At 53.8% G+C, this 17,509-nt stretch carries 17 protein-coding genes and 1 tRNA gene; 7 read left to right on the top strand and 11 right to left on the bottom strand.

Features of this window, described 5'->3' with window-relative positions; all coding sequences use genetic code 11:
- The first annotated feature begins 21 nt into the window (after positions 1-21).
- The 7 genes from U5L07_03880 to U5L07_03850 all read left to right on the top strand — a co-directional run bounded on the left by U5L07_03880 (position 22) and on the right by U5L07_03850 (position 6,823).
- Positions 22-1,305 carry a 4Fe-4S dicluster domain-containing protein gene (locus U5L07_03880; protein MDZ7830870.1) on the top strand — a complete coding sequence of 428 codons (1,284 nt, stop codon included), beginning with the start codon at positions 22-24 and terminating at the stop codon, positions 1,303-1,305.
- Positions 1,298-2,266, top strand: a complete 969-nt coding sequence (locus tag U5L07_03875) for an RnfABCDGE type electron transport complex subunit D (protein ID MDZ7830869.1) — start codon at positions 1,298-1,300, stop codon at positions 2,264-2,266. The genes U5L07_03880 and U5L07_03875 overlap by 8 nt, the downstream gene beginning before the upstream one ends.
- Positions 2,259-2,852 carry an RnfABCDGE type electron transport complex subunit G gene (locus U5L07_03870; GenBank protein MDZ7830868.1) on the top strand — a complete coding sequence of 198 codons (594 nt, stop codon included), beginning with the start codon at positions 2,259-2,261 and terminating at the stop codon, positions 2,850-2,852. The genes U5L07_03875 and U5L07_03870 overlap by 8 nt, the downstream gene beginning before the upstream one ends.
- A gap of 15 nt (positions 2,853-2,867) precedes the next feature.
- Positions 2,868-3,461: an electron transport complex subunit E gene (locus tag U5L07_03865; protein ID MDZ7830867.1), complete on the top strand. Its 594-nt coding sequence runs from the start codon at positions 2,868-2,870 to the stop codon at positions 3,459-3,461.
- Positions 3,462-3,495: 34 nt separating this feature from the next.
- The gene (locus tag U5L07_03860) at positions 3,496-4,071 is read left to right on the top strand and encodes an RnfABCDGE type electron transport complex subunit A (GenBank protein ID MDZ7830866.1); all 576 of its coding nucleotides are present in this window, start codon (positions 3,496-3,498) and stop codon (positions 4,069-4,071) included.
- A gap of 98 nt (positions 4,072-4,169) precedes the next feature.
- On the top strand, positions 4,170-6,245 hold the full coding sequence (locus U5L07_03855; protein MDZ7830865.1) for an RnfABCDGE type electron transport complex subunit B: 2,076 nt from the start codon (positions 4,170-4,172) through the stop codon (positions 6,243-6,245).
- Positions 6,246-6,256: 11 nt separating this feature from the next.
- Positions 6,257-6,823, top strand: a complete 567-nt coding sequence (locus U5L07_03850) for a hypothetical protein (GenBank protein ID MDZ7830864.1) — start codon at positions 6,257-6,259, stop codon at positions 6,821-6,823.
- A gap of 57 nt (positions 6,824-6,880) precedes the next feature.
- Here U5L07_03850 and U5L07_03845 read toward each other — a convergent pair whose 3' ends face one another.
- The 11 genes from U5L07_03845 to serA form a co-directional block, all read right to left on the bottom strand.
- Positions 6,881-7,864, bottom strand: a complete 984-nt coding sequence (locus tag U5L07_03845; protein MDZ7830863.1) for an RluA family pseudouridine synthase — start codon at positions 7,862-7,864, stop codon at positions 6,881-6,883.
- A gap of 18 nt (positions 7,865-7,882) precedes the next feature.
- A complete protein-coding gene (locus tag U5L07_03840; GenBank protein ID MDZ7830862.1) occupies positions 7,883-8,419 on the bottom strand; it encodes a CarD family transcriptional regulator in 537 nt (178 codons plus the stop codon).
- 159 nt (positions 8,420-8,578) lie between these two features.
- Positions 8,579-10,648 (bottom strand): sodium-translocating pyrophosphatase, encoded by a 2,070-nt coding sequence (locus tag U5L07_03835; GenBank protein MDZ7830861.1) that lies wholly within the window; start codon positions 10,646-10,648, stop codon positions 8,579-8,581.
- A 49-nt stretch (positions 10,649-10,697) separates the two neighbouring features.
- Positions 10,698-11,273, bottom strand: a complete 576-nt coding sequence (gene pth / locus U5L07_03830) for an aminoacyl-tRNA hydrolase (GenBank protein ID MDZ7830860.1) — start codon at positions 11,271-11,273, stop codon at positions 10,698-10,700.
- 45 nt (positions 11,274-11,318) lie between these two features.
- Positions 11,319-11,987, bottom strand: coding sequence for a 50S ribosomal protein L25/general stress protein Ctc (locus U5L07_03825; GenBank protein ID MDZ7830859.1), 669 nt, complete (start codon positions 11,985-11,987; stop codon positions 11,319-11,321).
- A 31-nt stretch (positions 11,988-12,018) separates the two neighbouring features.
- On the bottom strand, positions 12,019-12,966 hold the full coding sequence (locus U5L07_03820) for a ribose-phosphate pyrophosphokinase (protein MDZ7830858.1): 948 nt from the start codon (positions 12,964-12,966) through the stop codon (positions 12,019-12,021).
- Positions 12,967-12,991: 25 nt separating this feature from the next.
- Positions 12,992-13,066 (bottom strand) — tRNA-Gln (locus U5L07_03815).
- Between the two features lie 28 nt (positions 13,067-13,094).
- Complete coding sequence (gene ispE, locus U5L07_03810) at positions 13,095-13,943, bottom strand: 4-(cytidine 5'-diphospho)-2-C-methyl-D-erythritol kinase (protein ID MDZ7830857.1); 849 nt, start codon at positions 13,941-13,943, stop codon at positions 13,095-13,097.
- A gap of 31 nt (positions 13,944-13,974) precedes the next feature.
- Entirely contained in the window at positions 13,975-15,435 is a 1,461-nt protein-coding gene (locus U5L07_03805) for a Do family serine endopeptidase (protein MDZ7830856.1), read from the bottom strand.
- 15 nt (positions 15,436-15,450) lie between these two features.
- Entirely contained in the window at positions 15,451-15,780 is a 330-nt protein-coding gene (locus U5L07_03800; GenBank protein MDZ7830855.1) for a DUF1844 domain-containing protein, read from the bottom strand.
- An 18-nt stretch (positions 15,781-15,798) separates the two neighbouring features.
- Complete coding sequence (serA, locus tag U5L07_03795; GenBank protein MDZ7830854.1) at positions 15,799-17,382, bottom strand: phosphoglycerate dehydrogenase; 1,584 nt, start codon at positions 17,380-17,382, stop codon at positions 15,799-15,801.
- Between the last annotated feature and the right edge of the window lie 127 nt (positions 17,383-17,509).

Here is a 17,509-nt window from a genome sequence, read left to right as displayed (position 1 = left end):
AACACGGTTAAAGGGTAATCCATGAAAAGATCGTTTTTTGGCTTTATTAAACCGAAACTGACATATTCGGCCATTACGGATGCAGCAGCTGAACCGGCCGCCGTGCCGGCATCCAGGGAAATCCAGCTGCTTCTGGACACACCGCTTGAAAGGGCACAGGATTTGATGCTCTCTGTCGGGGAACAGGTGAAAGCCGGCCAGCGCATCCAGGTCACCCAGACGGCCGAAGACTATGCCCTGGCCAGTCTTTCCGGCCAAGTCTCCGAAATAACGCCTTTTTTGGGCATGATGCAGGCAGAGATGGCCGCCGTATCGATTACTGTGGATTCAGAGGCGCATCAGGTGGCCGATGATGAATTCAAGCAAATCAGCAAAATGCCCACACTTGAGAATGCGACCCGGTTTCTGCATGGACTTCCCGGAAAACCGGATTTTTCCCCATTTTTTGATCCTGACCGGCGAATCAAGGCCATTGTGGTGCTGGGCACGGATCAGGATCTGCCTTCAATTACCAACCAGTATTTTGTCAAAACCCGCATTGAATCCATAAAAACCGGCATTGATATTCTGCGCAAAATGACCGGCATCCAGAATGTTATCCTGGCCGCCCCCGAACATTTGGTGCAGGTGGCCGGCGCCGCCGGAGCAGGGGTGAAAACCGTGGATTCGGAATACCCGGCCGCCAACCCCGAACTGATCATAAGACATATGCTGGCTGGTGAGTTAAAAGGCGGGGATGCGGCCCCCCAGGCGGATGCGGCGTTTTTTTCGGCGGAGGCGGTAGCCGCCATCGGTGCGGCGTTTAACACGGGCGAGCTGCCCATGGAGAAACTGTTCACATTTATTCCCAAAAACGGGACTAAACGTCTGGTGTCCGCGCCCATCGGCACCCCGCTCAAGGATGTCCTGGAGACCTTTAACGAATCGGTCCGGGAAGGCGACCGGATCATTTTCGGCGGCCCTATGACCGGGGTTGCGGTCTATTCAACGGCGCATCCGGTTCAGGCGGATACGGATACGATCATGGTTCAGGACGGGGCTTTGATCCCCGAGACAGCCGATGTGGCCTGCATTAACTGCGGGGAATGCGTCCGCGTCTGTCCGGTCAACATTCCGGTCAACATTTTAGTCCGGCTGCTGGAAGCCGAACAGTATGAGGCGGCAGCAGCGCAGGCCGATCTGGATGCGTGCATTGAATGCGGCCTGTGTGCGTTTGTCTGTGAAACCCGGATTCCCATTTTTCAACACATTAAACTGGCCAAACATACGTTGGAGCAGATGAAAGCGGAGGAAAGCCATGGCTGAGTCCATCAAACTGACCGTTTCCCATGCCCCGTTCTGGCATAATGGCAGTCAGATTTCCGTTAAGAATTATAATATTCTGGCAGTCACCCTCCTGGCAGTGATTCCCGGCCTCTTGCAATACGGCCTCCCTGCCTTGTCCGTGGTGGCCTTATCGATTTCCTCGGCCATGTTATGGGAGCTGGCCATGAACTATTTGACCCGCCGGCCCGTTTCAATCGGTGATGGAAACGCCGCGCTTTTGGGGATGCTGTTTGCCATGATGCTGCCGGCCACCACCCCCTGGTGGGTTGTAATTGTGGGGACCTTTTTTACCATTGTCATCGGCAAGCAGATATACGGCGGCCTTGGCGGCAACCCCTTTCATCCCGCTGTGCTGGCCGCGGCCGTGCTGATGCTGTCCTGGGGCGGCTATTTTGATTTTAACGAGGCGCTGGTCAATTATCAGTTTGACTTCAACCCAATCTATCCGCTGGTTCTGGTTAAATCTTTTGGCGCCGGGGCTGTGGACGGATTCAGTAACGCTGATCTGCTGCTCGGCCGCCAGGTCGGCGGCATCGGCACCTCCTTTGGGCTGGGCCTTGTTATCGCCGGCATCTATCTGATGCTGCGGGGCTATATCCGCTGGGAAATTGCCATTTCATTTATTGCCGGGATGTTTGTCACCGCTTTTTGCTTCCATCAGGCCAATCCGGATGTCTATGCCAGCGGCAGCTTTCATCTGCTGACGGGCTATTCCCTGTTCGGGGCTTTTTTCCTGGCCACCGAGGATTCCTCCTCACCGGTCAATTTTATTCCCATGTTGATTTATGGAGCGCTTGGCGGGTTTTTGACGGTGCTGATCCGCAATATCGGTACCCATGTTGACGGGGTAATTTTTGCCATCCTGGTCATCAACCTGGCCAATCCATTAATCGATAAAATCAGACCCAAGACCTCCCGAAAGGTGATCAATTATGCGTGAAATGGTAAAAATGGTCATCGTGCTGACGTTGCTCAGCAGTTTATCCGGCGGCCTGCTGGCGGCCATCCGCAATAATACGCAGGACCGGATCGACAGTCAGGTGCTGAAGTTTGTAAAGGGCCCGGCCATTCAAAGAATAATGGAAGGTGCCGCTAATAACCCCATTGCGGATCGATTCGCGATCCAAATCGATGATACGAAAAAAAACTTTTTCGTGGGGGTATTTGACGGCGAGCCCAAAGTTGTGGCGTTTGAGACCAAGGGCAGCGGTTATGGCGGCGATGTGGGTGTTATGGTGGCCGTAAATGTTGAAACCGGAAAAATACGCGGGGTCAGCGTCACCACGCATAATGAGACGCCGGGTCTCGGGGCTCGGGTGGAAACGGATGAGGATTTCAAAAGCCAGTTCCAGGGCGTGCCCATTGGGTCTCAACCCAAGGTCAAACCGGACGGCGGCAATATCACGGCCTTATCCGGCGCCACCGTTACTTCCCGTGCGGTATGCAAGGCGGTTAGCCGGGCGGGGGAGCTTTTTGAGAGGGTGAAGCCGAAAATTTCAGAAAAGCTGTCAACTTTTTCCGGATAAAGGAAAGCAAAAATTATGGCAAAAACACTGGCTCAGGAATTTACCAAAGGCTTATGGGAAGAGATCCCGCCGTTTCGACTGGTGCTCGGGCTGTGCCCGACGCTGGCGGTCACCAAATCCGTTCAAAACGGCATAGGAATGGGAATAGCTACCACATTTGTGCTGGTTTTTTCTAATTTACTGGTTTCACTCCTGCGGGATGTTATTCCCTCAAAGATACGCATTGCCTGTTTTATCATTATTATTGCGACCTTTGTAACTGTCGTCGAACTCTTGATGCAGGCCTTTGCCTATCCGCTCTATCTTCAGCTGGGAATCTTTATTCCCCTGATCGTTGTCAACTGCATCGTGCTCGGCCGGTCCGAGGCATTTGCCTCAAAGAATAAGCCGGTGTACGCCATCGCAGACGGCCTTGGCATCGGCGTTGGCTTCACCCTGTCTCTGGGCGTTCTGGGAGCGGTCCGGGAAGTCCTGGGCGAGGGAACCTTTTACGGTATGCAGGTTTTTGGATCGTCCTTTGAACCCTTTACCTTTATGGTCGAGGCGCCGGGGGCGTTTGTCTGCTTAGGCCTGTTGCTCTGCTTGATGAATCTTGCCGGCAGTCGATAAACCGGTTGCATAAGTACAAACAGGAGTCGAGGTTATGGGCGATATTTTTGTTCTGATTATCAGTTGTATCTTTATCAACAACATCCTGCTGGCTCAGTATCTGGGCGTCTGCCCCTTTATGGGGACCTCCAAAAAAATGGAGACAGCGGCAGGCATGGCCATGGCGGTGATATTTGTAATGGTGCTGGCAGCGGTCATCACCTGGATTATCAACACCTATTTTCTGGTCACCCTTGGTATTGAATTTTTACGCACCATTGCATTTATTCTGGTCATTGCCTCACTTGTCCAGTTTGTGGAGATGTTTCTCAAAAAAAGCATTCCCGCCCTTTATGCCGGCCTTGGCATATTTCTGCCATTGATCACCACCAATTGTTCGGTTATGGGCGTTTGTCTCATCAATATTCAGGAGGAAAATACATTTGTACAAGCCCTTATTTCCGCAATTGCCTATGCCATTGGCTTCGGGCTGGCGCTGATCCTGTTTGCCGGCGTGCGAGAGCGCGTTATGCTGGGAAGGGTGCCCAAACCTTTGCAGGATACCTCTATTGGATTGGTGACAGCGGGTATCATTTCCCTGGCCTTTTTTGCCTTCAAGGGAATGGTGTAACGGGCCGCTACTATCCTGACCGGGTTATTTTGAATAATTACTAATTAAGATTCTGTTAAGATCAGACTTCAATGTTTCTAAATATAAAGAGGTAAGTTGTGCTTGAATCCGTTCTTTTTACCCTGGGACTCGGTTTAATCATCGGGCTGGCATTAAGCTTTGCTTCCCGTATTTTTTATGTCTATGAAGACCCCCGAATTGCCAAGGTCGAGAATCTTTTGGCCGGGGCTAACTGCGGGGGGTGCGGGTATACCGGATGCTCCGCGGCGGCAGAGGCGATTGTCAACGGCGAAGCCCCGCCTACGGTATGTATGCTGACGAGCTCGGAAAATATTTACGAAATTGCATCAACTATGGGCCTTGAGGCCGGGTCCGCCGAACCCTTGAAATCCTTTAATGATTGTGACGGCGGAGCTCGGGCCACCGACCGGTTCTATTATGACGGCCTAAACCGCTGCAGGGCCGTGGCAGCCATGTATGGGGGCAAACGGGACTGCAGCATAGGGTGCCTCGGGTTTGGCGACTGCATTCGGGCCTGCAAATTTGATGCGATTCATATGGGCGAAAAAAACGGCTATCCGGTCGTGGACAAGGAAAAATGCGTGGGCTGCGGCGCCTGTGAGAGGGTCTGCCCGAAGCCGATTCTGGAAGTGCGCACCATGAGCCAGCGGCTGCTGCATTTAAATGCCGCAGATGATGCGCTTGCCCCCTGCACCCAGACCTGCCCTGCTGAAATCGATATTCCCCTATACATTCAGCATATTAAAAACGGCGAATATGAAGCGGCGGTCAATACCATCCGTGAGCGAAACCCCCTGCTTTTGGCCTGCGGCCGGGTATGTCCGCATCCCTGTGAATCCTGGTGCCGCCGCGGGATTGAAGACAATCCGGTGGCCATTAACCATTTGAAGCGGTTTGCCGCCGATTATGAAATGAACTCCGGCAAGCGGATTCCCATTGATAAGGCCCCGGATACCGGAAAACGGGTGGCGGTTATCGGCGGCGGGCCGGCCGGGTTGAGCTGCGCCTACTTCCTGCGCAGGGCCGGCCATTACGCCAGCATTTTTGAGGCCATGCCCAAGATGGGCGGTATGCTGCGATACGGCATCCCGGAGTACCGGCTGCCCAAAAAAGTGCTTGATTGGGAGATTGACGGCATCCTGAATCTGGGCGTGGAATACCATACCAATGTCCGCCTGGGGCGGGATTTTGAATTCGGCGCCCTGATTGCGGCCGGGTTTGACGCCGTATTCTTCAGCATCGGCGCTTGGAACGATTATCAGCTGAATATCCCCGGCGAGAATTTGGCCGGCTGTTATACCGGCATTGATTTTCTTGCCCGTATCGGAAACGATGAGCCGGTTCCGATTGGTAAGCGGGCCGCAGTCATCGGCGGGGGCAATACCGCCATCGATTGTGTGCGCACCCTTGTGCGCGCGGGATGTGAAAAGGTTTACCTGGTGTACCGGCGGACAAGAAATGAAATGCCGGCCAATGAGGTTGAGATTGTCGCAGCGGAAGAAGAGGGGATCGAGTTTGTCTTTCTGGCCTCGCCCAACCGGGTGGTGGGTGATGATGATGAAGAACGGGTAACCGGCCTTGAATATTTGAAAATGGAGCTGGGAGAGCCGGATGCCAGCGGCCGGCGCCGGCCGGTCGCCATTGAAGGCTCAGAGACGGTTTTGGATGTGGATATGATCATTACCGCCATTGGGCAGTCCCCCTCAGCCGAATTCCGGGGGAAAGGGGACCGGCTGGATGATATTTCCTGGACCCGGTGGAATACCTTTGAGGTGGATCCGGCCACCCATCAGACCAATGTCCCGTATATTTTCGCTGCCGGCGATGCCGCCACCGGGCCGGCGCTGGTGGTGGATGCCATCGGCGGCGGCCGGAAAGCCGCCCGCTCCATCGACCTGTTTCTAAGGGGCAAGCCGGTGGCGCCTCAGCCTAAGGCGATTTTGAATAAGCATATCCAAGAGACGCTTTTTGATTCGGTTCCCGGGGTGGAAAAGTCAAAGCGGGTGGAAATGCAGGAACTGCCGGTGGCTGAGCGGATTAAAACTTTTGAAGAAGTGGATCTGGTCATCAGCGAGGCGAATGCGCTGTCCGAAGCCGGCCGGTGTTTGAACTGCTGCCGTCTCTGCTATAATCCGGATCATCAGGCCGCCTAGAGGTATGATCTATGGCCGAATCAACCGAACAAGAGCGGAAAAAAGTGGAAAATGAGCTCAGTCGACTGGACCGCGAGGTGCATGCCATGGACGCGAAACTTCGGGCCTATCTGGCGGATCGTCAGAACAAGCCCCATCCGCGCCATCATGATTTGGTCGAGAAAATTCAGCTCTACCGGATTCCGCCGGCGATTTCAACCAAGCACCTGGAAACCCTGCTGGATAATCTGCAGTGGAAGGTCTTTTATCATAGAAAGGCCTGGCAGCAGCTGTGGGAAAACGCGGAGGCCGCCTATCGTCAGGGCCGGGCATTTGGCAGCACCACACCCGGGGAGCCGGCCCATGCGGCTGAATCCGGCAAATCATCCCGATCTTCCCTGCATTCCTACTATGAACTTCAGCAGCAGAAGCTAAATGAACTGGGCGCCGGCATCCAGGAGTCTGAAGCGGAATTTGAAAAACGGATTAAAAACCGCTACCAGGAACTATCGCGAAGCAAGGGCGATGACCAGGATATCGTCCTGACCTTTGATAAAAACAAGAAGAAATGTACCCTTGAACTCAAGCGGAAGGGTTAAAGTAAGTGACATCGCCTCTGTATCAGGGTAGATCATTGAATTGGCTGTCACCCGGACCTAAATGGCAATAGCGTGCAGCTGCCGAATCGCCCAGGCCATGTCCGGTGCCAGAGGCGCCTCGATAAAAACCGGCGCGCCGGTATCCGGATGCGCAAACGTCATCTGCCATGCATGGAGCATCTGGCGGTGAACCCCGGCGATTACCTGTCTTAGCATTGGATCTCCCTGCAGAAATTTATGCGGCCGTTTTATTCCGTAAACCGCATCCCCGATGATCGGGCATTTGATCGCCGCGCTATGAACCCGGATCTGATGGGTTCGCCCGGTCTTTATGACGTATTCCATAAGCGCTGTCCGTTCAAAGCGGGTTTTGACCCGCCAGCTGGTTTCCGCGGATCGGGCCCGGCTGTATCGGGTAGCAGACATCTTTTTCCGGTTTACTGTGTGCCGCCCGATGGGCAGATCAATGCGCCCGGCCTCGGTTTCCGGTTGCCCGTAGACCAAACCGAGATATTTTTTTTCAATGCTGCGCGCCTTAAACTGGGCGGCGAGGTGGCGAAATGCGCTCTTTGTTTTGGCGACAATGAGGATGCCGGAGGTGTCTTTATCCAGCCTGTGCACAATGCCCGGCCGGCCGGGAGTGTCCCCGATGCCGGCAAGTTCCGGCCGATAGTGGATGAGCGCATTGGCAAGTGTCTGCCGGTAATGGCCGGGAGCCGGATGGACGACTACGCCCGGGGGCTTATTAAGGGCGAGGCAGGCGGCATCTTCAAAAAGAATATCTAAGGAAATGGCTTCCGGCAGCAGGATTTCGGCGGCTGGGTCAGGGACTACCGGGATCATTCCGGTCACATGATCGCCTGAAGCCGGTTTAAAAGCCGGTTTGCGCGGCTGGTTATTGACCTGGATGGCGCCTTCCCGGATCAGCCGGCTGACGGCATTTCGGGAAAGTTCAGGGTGTCTGTCGGAAATAAGCGTATCCAGGCGAATGCCGACTTCCGATAAGGTGATGGTAAAATCAATTGACCATGACTTGGCCATAAAAGGGGTCAAAGAAAGTTAGTGCACTGCTTTAAACAAAGACTCGATTTCATCCCAAACAATATTTTCATCGCTGTTTTTGGCTGTGCAGAGTTCCCGCAAAAGCAGGCCCTTGGCCGTATCCAGCAGTTTGCGCTCCCCAAACGAGAGGTCCTTGATCAATTTTAACAAAAACAAGTCCCTGAAGACTTCGGCCACGTCATAGAGCGAACCGGTCTTGATTTTGTCCATGTACTCTTTGTAGCGACGGTTCCATGTCTGGTTGTCAAAGATGTCATCCTTTTTCTGCTGCAGAATCGAATAGATTTCATGGATTTTGTCTTCCGGAATGACTTCCCGGAGTCCGACGGAATCGACATTCATGGTCGGGATCATGATCACCATGCCATTATCCAGGATCTTCATGATGTAGAAATCATGTTTGGCCCCGTTGATGGTTCGGCTCTCGATGGATTCGATCCGGCCGACGCCATGGGCCGGATATACCGCCAGATCCCCCACTTGAAAAGATTTTGATTTAAACGTTTCTTTTTGTACTTCCGCTTTTTTCGCCATAATATCACCAATATATATTTAATATTTTATCATTCTGGAACATAAAAAATATATATACCATTTTTCAGGCAGGCATTCAACAAAAAAAGGGATTGACGAAAAACCTTCGCCAATCCCTTTTTCAGCATTTATACAGGGTCCAGGGACCCGAAGAATCAATTACAGAAGGAAGGGCACCATCAGCAGGGCCACAACATTCAGGATCTTGATCATCGGGTTAATGGCCGGACCGGCGGTATCTTTGTACGGGTCGCCGACGGTGTCACCGGTGACCGCGGCCTTATGGGCATCACTGCCCTTGCCGCCGAAGAAGCCATCTTCGATGTATTTCTTGGCATTGTCCCATGCCGCACCACCGGTAGTCATGGAGATAGCCACAAAGATCCCGGTGACGATGGAGCCGATCAGAAGACCGCCCAGCGCCACTTTGCCCAGCAGGAAGCCGACCAGGAGCGGGGCCACAACCGGCAGCAGCGCGGGAATCATCATTTCCTTCAATGCGTGCTTGGTCACAATGTCCACGCAGTTGCTATAATCCGGTTTGGAAGTGCCTTCCATAATGCCCGGGATTTCCCGGAACTGGCGGCGAACTTCGTCAACCACCGCGCTGCCGGCGCGTCCCACCGCCTGCATGGCCATGGAGGCAAACAGGAACGGCAGCAGACCGCCGATGAACAGGCCGATGATCACGTTCACATCGCTTAAATCAAAAGCGATATTTTGTACCGCTTCACCGGAGATTTCCGCCGCATGCTTGGCACGCAGGACAAACTCCTGGGTGTAGGCGGCAAACAGCACCAGGGCCGCCAGTCCGGCAGATCCGATAGCATAGCCTTTGGTCACGGCCTTGGTGGTGTTGCCCACCGCGTCCAAGGGGTCGGTGACCGCGCGCACGCTGTCATCGAGCCCGGCCATTTCGGCAATGCCGCCGGCGTTATCCGTGATCGGGCCATAGGCATCAATGGCGATAACCATACCGGTCATGGAGAGCATGGCCACGGTGGCGATCGCGATGCCGTATAGGCCGGCGAATCCATAGGAGATGCCGATAGCCAGGCAGATGGTCAGAACCGGTGCTGCGGTGGACTGCAGGCTGACCGCCAGGCCGGCAATGATGTTGGTGCCGTGGCCGGTGGTTGAAGCTTCCGCAATGCCCTTAACCGGTTTGTATGTACCCGTATAGTATTCGGTGATAATAACGATGATAACGGTCAGTGCCAGGCCGACCAGCGCGGAATAGTACAGGTTAATGGCCGGGATGCCGTTCATGTCAGTCAACAGTCGGGTGGTGACAAAGTAGAACGCGATGGCAGCCAGAATGGCGGCCCCGAACATTCCCTTATAAAGCGCGCCCATGATGTATTCGCTCTTGCCCAGGCGGACAAAGAAGGTGGCGATAATGGAGGCGATAATGGAGACCGCGCCCAGGACCAGCGGGAAATGAACCGCCATGACGTTGTCTGAGAAAAGCAGCGCACCCAGCAGCATAGCGGCCACAACGGTAACCGCGTAGGTTTCAAAAAGGTCTGCGGCCATACCGGCGCAGTCGCCCACGTTGTCGCCCACGTTGTCAGCGATGGTGGCCGGGTTCCGGGGGTCGTCTTCGGGAATGCCGGCTTCGACCTTGCCCACCAGATCAGCGCCAACATCCGCACCCTTGGTGAAGATACCGCCGCCGAGACGGGCAAAGATGGAGACCAGGCTGCCGCCGAAACCCAGGGCAACCAGGGGTACGACCAGGTCGACCAGGGCTGTGTCAGGGGGCATGGCAGCGGTCATATAGGTGAAAAAACCGGCAATCGAGGTCAGCGCCAGGCCTGCCACCAGCATGCCGGTCACAGAGCCGCCCTTGAAGGCCAGGCTGAGGCCTGCGGCCAGTCCGGTTTTGCAGGCCTCGGCCACCCGGACATTTGCCAGAACCGATACCCGCATGCCGATATAGCCGGCTAAAAATGAGGCCACCGCGCCCACCAAAAAACCAACACCGGTTTTGGCGCCCAGGCCGAAGAAAATAACAATAAAAATAACAATACCAACAATCGCCATGCTTTTGAGCTGCCGGTTCAGGTAGGCAACCGAGCCTTCCTGAATGGCGCTGGCGATTTCGCCCATCTTGGCATCACCGGTGGGGGCGCCTTTGATCGCGCCCGCCACAATCAGCGAATAAAGAATGCCAATAACTCCGACGATTGTGCAAGTTAGCGGAATATTACTCAATATCCATTCCATGTTAACCCTCCCTTAACTAATTAGTTAATAAATAAAACAAAGTTAAACGTTAATTGAAGCGGTTCATACCTTCGTTGACGTCATACATTAGAATTGTCCTCACAGCTTCCGCTGCTTTATCCAGTATCGGTTCAAGCCCCCGCCGTTCTTGAGCGGTAAAGTTTCCGAGGACATAGTCACTGACGTCCACCGGTCCCTCGGGGCGGCCGATACCGATTTTCATCCGGGGAAAATCCCCGCTTCCAACGGCATCGATGATAGACCTTAAGCCATTATGTCCTCCATGCCCTCCTTTCGCTTTGATTTTAATGTTTCCGTAACCCATATCAATATCATCATGGATCACCAGCAGATGACCCAAATCTATTTGAAAAAAATTGGCGGTCCGGCTTATTGGCAGTCCGCTGCGGTTCATATACGCCATGGGCTTTAACAGGATGACCTCCATTGGGCCGATTTTTCCACGGCCGTATTCCGCGTCAAATTTTTTTTGCCGGCTCAACGCCACATGGTTGGCCCCGGCCAAATGATCAATGACCATGAACCCCGCATTGTGGCGGGACCACCCATATTTTCGGCCGGGATTGCCCAGGCCGGCGATTAACCATGGGCGAATGGGTGTCATTTTCCGAAAAAGTAACCGGCGTCCGCAAAAAAAGCCGGCAAGTGGCTATTCCTCTTCAACTTCGCCGCCGGCTTCCGCTTCACCTGCTTCACCTTCTTCGCCTTCTTCAAGTTCTTCACCCTCGGCCTCGGGCTCTTCCTCACGTTCCATGGCCGGGCTGACCACGGTCAGGATGGTGAAGTTCGTATCATAGGGGATTTCAATTTTTTCGCCCAGGTCGATATCTTCCACATGAACCGAGTCCCCCACATCCAGATCGGTGATGTCGATTTCCACCTGTTCAGGGATATCACCGGGCAGACAGGAGACTTCGAGTTCACGGCGGATGATCTGTACGATGCCGCCTTCTTCAACTCCCTTTGAGGTCCCTGTGGTCACCACCGGCACCGTGGTGGTGATTTGCTGGTCCATTTTGACCTCATAAAAGTCGAGGTGCAGGTACTTGAACTTAACCGGGTCGATCTGCAGCTCTTTGATCATGACCGTCTTTTTGTCCCGGCTGCCGTTTTCGATATTAAGATCCAGCAGGGCCTGGCTAGGGCTGACTTTATTCAGCAGAACTTCCATTTCATGGATGTTCACGGATAAAGGCACGCTGTTGTCAATGTTTGCCCCATACAGCACGGCCGGTATGTTACCCTCCCGGCGAAGGGTCCGGGCAATGCCTTTCCCGGTTTTTTCACGTCGTTTTGCGGTTATTTGATGTCGATCCAATATTTATCGCCTCCATTAAAAGTTATTCGTCTTAAACAAACAGGGATGTGACAGAGTCGCCGGTATGACTGCGGATGATGGCCTCTCCGAAAAGGTTGGCAATGGAGAGGACTTTAATCTTATCGCAGGCAATCCCCTGATCCGAGCGCGCGATGGTATCCGTCACCACCACCGAGGAAAGCGCGCATTCATTGATCCGATCAATCGCCGGCCCTGAGAGCACCGCGTGAGTACAGCAGGCATGGACTTCGCACGCCCCGAATTCTTTGACGGCATTGGCGGCCTCAGTCAGGGTGCCCGCGGTATCCACCATATCGTCTAAAATGATGGCCTTTTTGCCTTCCACATGGCCGATCACCGCCATGGCTTTGGCCTTGTTCGGGGCATCCCGGCGCTTGTCGATAATGGCCAGTTCGGCTTCAAGCCGTTTGGCAAAGGCTCTGGCCCGTTCCACGCCGCCAGCGTCCGGCGATATAATCACCATATCGTCTTGAAAATGGTTGTTCATGTAATCAATCAGCACCGGCGCGGCAAAGAGGTTGTCCACCGGGGTGTTGAAAAAGCCCTGAATCTGGCCGGCATGCAGATCCATGGTAATAATCCGGTTCGCCCCGGCGGTAGTGAGTAAATCCGCCACCAGCTTGGCGCTGATCGGCACCCGGGGCGCGACCTTTTTGTCCTGGCGGGCGTAGCCGAAATAGGGAATGACTGCGGTGATTCGCCTGGCCGAGGAGCGTTTGAGCGCGTCAATCATCAGCAGCAGTTCAACCAGGTTGTCATTGACCGGGGTGCTGGTGGATTGAATGACAAAGACATCCTTGGCCCGGACATTTTCATTGATCTCAATCTGAATCTCCCCGTCGCTGAAGCGTTTGACCTCGGCTCCGCCAAGGGTGCGGTTCAGATATTTGGCAATGGCTTTGGAAAGTAACGGATTGGAGTTTCCGGCAAATATAATGTAATCGTTTTCCACTGTCATTTTCTCGATTGCCTGTCCTCTGATTTGGCTGGGGCGGGAGGATTCGAACCTCCGAATGCAGGAACCAAAATCCTGTGTCTTGCCGCTTGACGACGCCCCAGCAAGCCCGTTTGTGATAAATTGGCATTTCAGCCGGTCCGCAGCTTCGTAAGAAAGACATCCCAATGTGCGTACCCGGCCTTAATGTCGGCGCAGGCCTTATGGGCATCTTCCGGGTTAGGGTAAATGCCGAATACCGACGACCCGCTGCCGGACATCAATGCGCCGGCGGCTCCCTCGCCCAGCAAAACCGTTTTTGCATGGGCGATTTCCGGGTTCATGGCAAATGCCGGCGGCTCCAGATCATTGTGAAGGAGCGCCGGAATTTCCTTTTTCCGGATATGCCTAAAAATAATTTGTGTATTGATTTTTTTGGATTTTGTCAATCCAAAATTCAACCTTTGATACACCTCACCGGTTGAAAGCGGTTTGCCCGGATAGATCAGGACGACCGGGCTTTCGGATAAATTATCAAACGGGGTTAAATCCTCCCCGATGCCCATGGCCAGTGCCGGTCGGCCATAAATGAAAAAGGGCACATCCGCCCCGATGCGGCCGGCCAGAGTCATTAGCGCCGCCTTATCCAGTGGTTGTTGATAGTGATTATTTAGGGCCGTTAACATGGCGGCCGCATTGCTGCTGCCGCCGCCTAATCCGGCGCCCACGGGGATTTTCTTATCGATAGAAACGGTAAGGGCGTCGGTTCGGCCGATGGCCTGAAAAAATGTCCGGGCGGCTTTTAAGACGAGGTTGGCCTCATCTGACGGCACATCCGCATGATTGCAGCTAAGTCGGGTGACGGGGGGTTGAAATTCGATCCGGAGGGTATCATGCAGATCAATCAGGCACATGACTGTGATCAGTTCATGATACCCGTCCGGTCGTTTTCCGGTTATTTCAAGGTATAGGTTCACCTTTGCAAAGGATTTGATCTCCATGGGGGCCTATACCGTAGCGTTGAAACAATTTTTATTTGGCCATTTTGATCACGATATAGCCGCGCTGGGCGCGCTTGATATAGAACTGTAAGGTCTCGCCTTTTGCCACTTCTTCGACTATGGCCTCATAATCCGAAACCGATTCAACCGGCTGATGATTTATCTCTTTAATAATATCGCCTTTGCGGATACCGGCTTGCCCGGCTTTGCTGTCTGCGGCCACGTTGACCACGATGACCCCGGCCCGGCTGTCCAGGTTGAATCGTTCCGCCATATTCGGGGAAATATTGGAGACCTCGATGCCCAGCTCGTCCTCGGCTTTTCCGTAAGGCTCGCCCTGCATGGAGGCGGCAATTTTGTCCTCATCCCGCTTGGCGATGTCGACCTTAATCGTTTTGATGTCGCCTTTGCGGTTAATCTTGATTTTGGCTGCTTCGCCCACAGAAAGATCAGCCACCACTTTGGACAATTCCCTGGCAGAATCCACGGATTGGCCGTTTACGGAAAGAATGACATCCCGGGGTTTAATGCCCGCCTTGTCAGCCGGGTCGCCGGGAAATACCTGGGTGACCAGAACACCTTCATCGACGTTATAATACTCCTTGAGTTCGGAATCGAGGTCCTGAATCCCGACGCCCAGCCATCCCCGGGTAACTTCTCCGGTTTTTTTGAGCTGGCTGACGATGTCCTTGGCCATTGAAATGGGGATCGCAAATCCGATGCCGTCCCCGCCGGCCACAATGGCGGTGCTGATGCCCACCACTTCCCCGTCCATGTTGATCAGGGGGCCGCCGGAGTTGCCCGGGTTAATGGAGGCATCGGTCTGAATAAAGTCATCATAGGGGCCGGCCCCGATAACGCGTCCCTTGGCGCTGACAATGCCGGCGGTGACGGTGTGCTCAAGGCCGAAGGGGTTGCCGATGGCAATGATCCATTGTCCGATTTTGAGGTTTTCGGAGCTTCCGAGCTTAAGGGTCGGCAGTTCTTCCTCCGCCTTAATTTTGATCAGGGCGAGATCGGTCGAAGAGTCCGCCCCTTTGATTTCCGCATCATATTCATTGCCGTTTTTGAGTTTGACCTGGATTTCCTCGGCATCCTTGATTACATGATGGTTGGTGACGATATAGCCGCTTTTGTCAAGGATAAAGCCGGAGCCCAGGCTTTTCTGCTTGAATTCCCGGGGGTCCTCGTCGAAGAATTTTTTAAAGAACTCATCAAACATATCCCCGCGGCCGCGGGGGCCCTGGAAGAAATGGCGGAACACCCGGCCGCCGCCTTCAATGGTTTTAACCGTCCGGATATTAACCACTGCCGGGCTCGCATTCTCGGCCAGTTCGGTAAAACTTTCCGGAACAAGTCCGGCCTTGCCGGGTTTGGCCCCGGCGGCTGACGTCACATACGGGCTCGAGCCCATCATCATCAAACCGGTAATGATCAGGACGCCGAATATGGCCTTAATTAACGATCCGGTTGGAAATGTAAACTTTGTCATAAATTTGTTCTCCTTTTAAGACGTCGATGCCTCTTTTTGTTTCACATACATAAGACGTAATTCGTAAACGATGTTTGTCAAGAGGCGCTGTTCATCATGGGTCAGATTCCCGCTGGTCTTTTCCGCCAGCATGGCCAGAATATCAATGGTCTGTTTGGCCAGCGGCAGGTTGGCCATCCGGCTGCCGGTGGACGGATCCGTTTCCAGTCCGAGATGGACCAGGGCAGAGGAATTTAGCGAAAGTATAAAAGTGGAGAAATTAATCTGAGGCAATTCAATCGAGGCGCCACCGGCGGAATTTTTGTCCTCGGCGGAATTTTTGTCCGGACGCTGTTCTTCTGACATAATGTACCTCATGAATCATTATAATTCAAATACGCGAATATTTTTGACCTTTGGCAATGCCTGGATTTTTTCGATCACCGAGGCATTGATCGGGGTATCGGTTCGGATCAGGATGATGTTGTTTTCCCCGTTGGCCTCCCGGCCGACCTGCATCCGGGATATGTTGACGCCGTTTTCACCCAGGGTGTTGCCGATGCTGCCGATGGCCCCGGGCTCGTCGATATTGTGGATCAACGCCAGATTACCCTGGGGCACGATTTCAATCCGGAAATCATTGATCAGCACAATCCGGGAATCCAATTTGCCGAATACCGTGCCGGCCACCCGATAGGTCTCGGCTGTGGTCACCACCTCCGCAGAGATCAGGTTGGTAAACTCATGAGACTCGGCGGTGCTGGTTTCCGATACCTTGATCCCCTTTTCTTTGGCCAGCATGGGCGCATTGATAGCATTTACCTCATCCGGCACCATGGGATCCAGGAGCCCTTTTAAAAATCCGGTGGTCACCGGCGACATGTCCAGATCTTTGAAATCCCCGGTGTAGTCCACCCGGACCTCTTTTAGCTGTCCGCTGGTGAACTGGGCCACCATGCAGCCCATGCGGTCGGCGAGGTAGAGGAAGGGCTGGAGTCTTTCCAGGAGCTTGCCCGGAATCGACGGAACATTCACCGCATTGAGGATGTTGTTGTTTTTCAGGTATTCAATAATCTGCTGGGCCACGGCCACCGCCACATTGGTCTGGGCCTCAATGGTCGAGGCGCCGAGATGGGGCGTGACCACCACATTGTCAAACCCGAGCAGCGGGTGATCCGGGGGCGGTGGTTCGGTTTCAAACACATCCAGGGCAGCGCCGGCGACTTTGCCGGACTCCAGCGCGTCCTTTAAGGCGGCCTCGTCCACAATCCCGCCGCGGGCGCAGTTAATAAGCATCACCCCGGACTTCATTTTTTCAAATGCCGCTGCATCGATCATGCCCGTGGTGTTTTTGCTTTTGGGGACATGCAGGCTGATATAGTCGGCTTCCTGATACAGGGTGTCCAGCGTGACCGCTTCAAACCCTTTTTTCTCAATGGTTTCCGGCGAGACCACCGGGTCATAAACCATGACCCGCATTTTAAGCCCGCGGGCGCGGTCCGCCACCACAGAGCCGATTTTACCGTAGCCGATGACCCCCATGGCCTTGTTCATGATTTCCCGGCCCTGAAGCTTTTTCTTGTCCCAGCGGCCGTCTTTAAGCGATGCCGTTCCCTGGGGAATGTTTCGGGTCAGGCTCATCATGAGGGCGAGGGTATGTTCGGCCGTGGTCACCACATTGCCGCCGGGGGTATTCATCACCACCACGCCCTTTTTGGTGGCTGCCGGGATATCCACATTATCCAGCCCGATGCCCGCGCGGCCGACCACCTTAAGATTTGTTGCAGCGCTCAGCAGATCTTCGGTGACTTTGGTGGCGCTTCGGATCACCAGGGCATCATAGTCCGGGATGATCGATTGCAGTTGTTCAGGGGACAAGCCGGTTTTTACATCCACATCGATGCCGCTTTCGTTTTCAAAGATATCAATTCCCGCCTGTCCCAGATTGTCGCTGATTAAGACTTTCATCCGGCCTCTCCTGTTAATTGCCTGTCAAAATAAAAGATCGTCCATTCATGGAATAATGTTTAAAGCAATTTTTCTGCCTCAATTCCAAAAGGCCGTCAAGAAATAAATATGGTAATAATCAAATATA

The organism is Desulfobacterales bacterium, assembly GCA_034520365.1.
Lineage (GTDB): Bacteria > Desulfobacterota > Desulfobacteria > Desulfobacterales > Desulfosalsimonadaceae > M55B175.
Note: the sequence above shows the minus strand (reverse complement) of the source record. Positions and strands in the feature narration are given on the sequence as shown.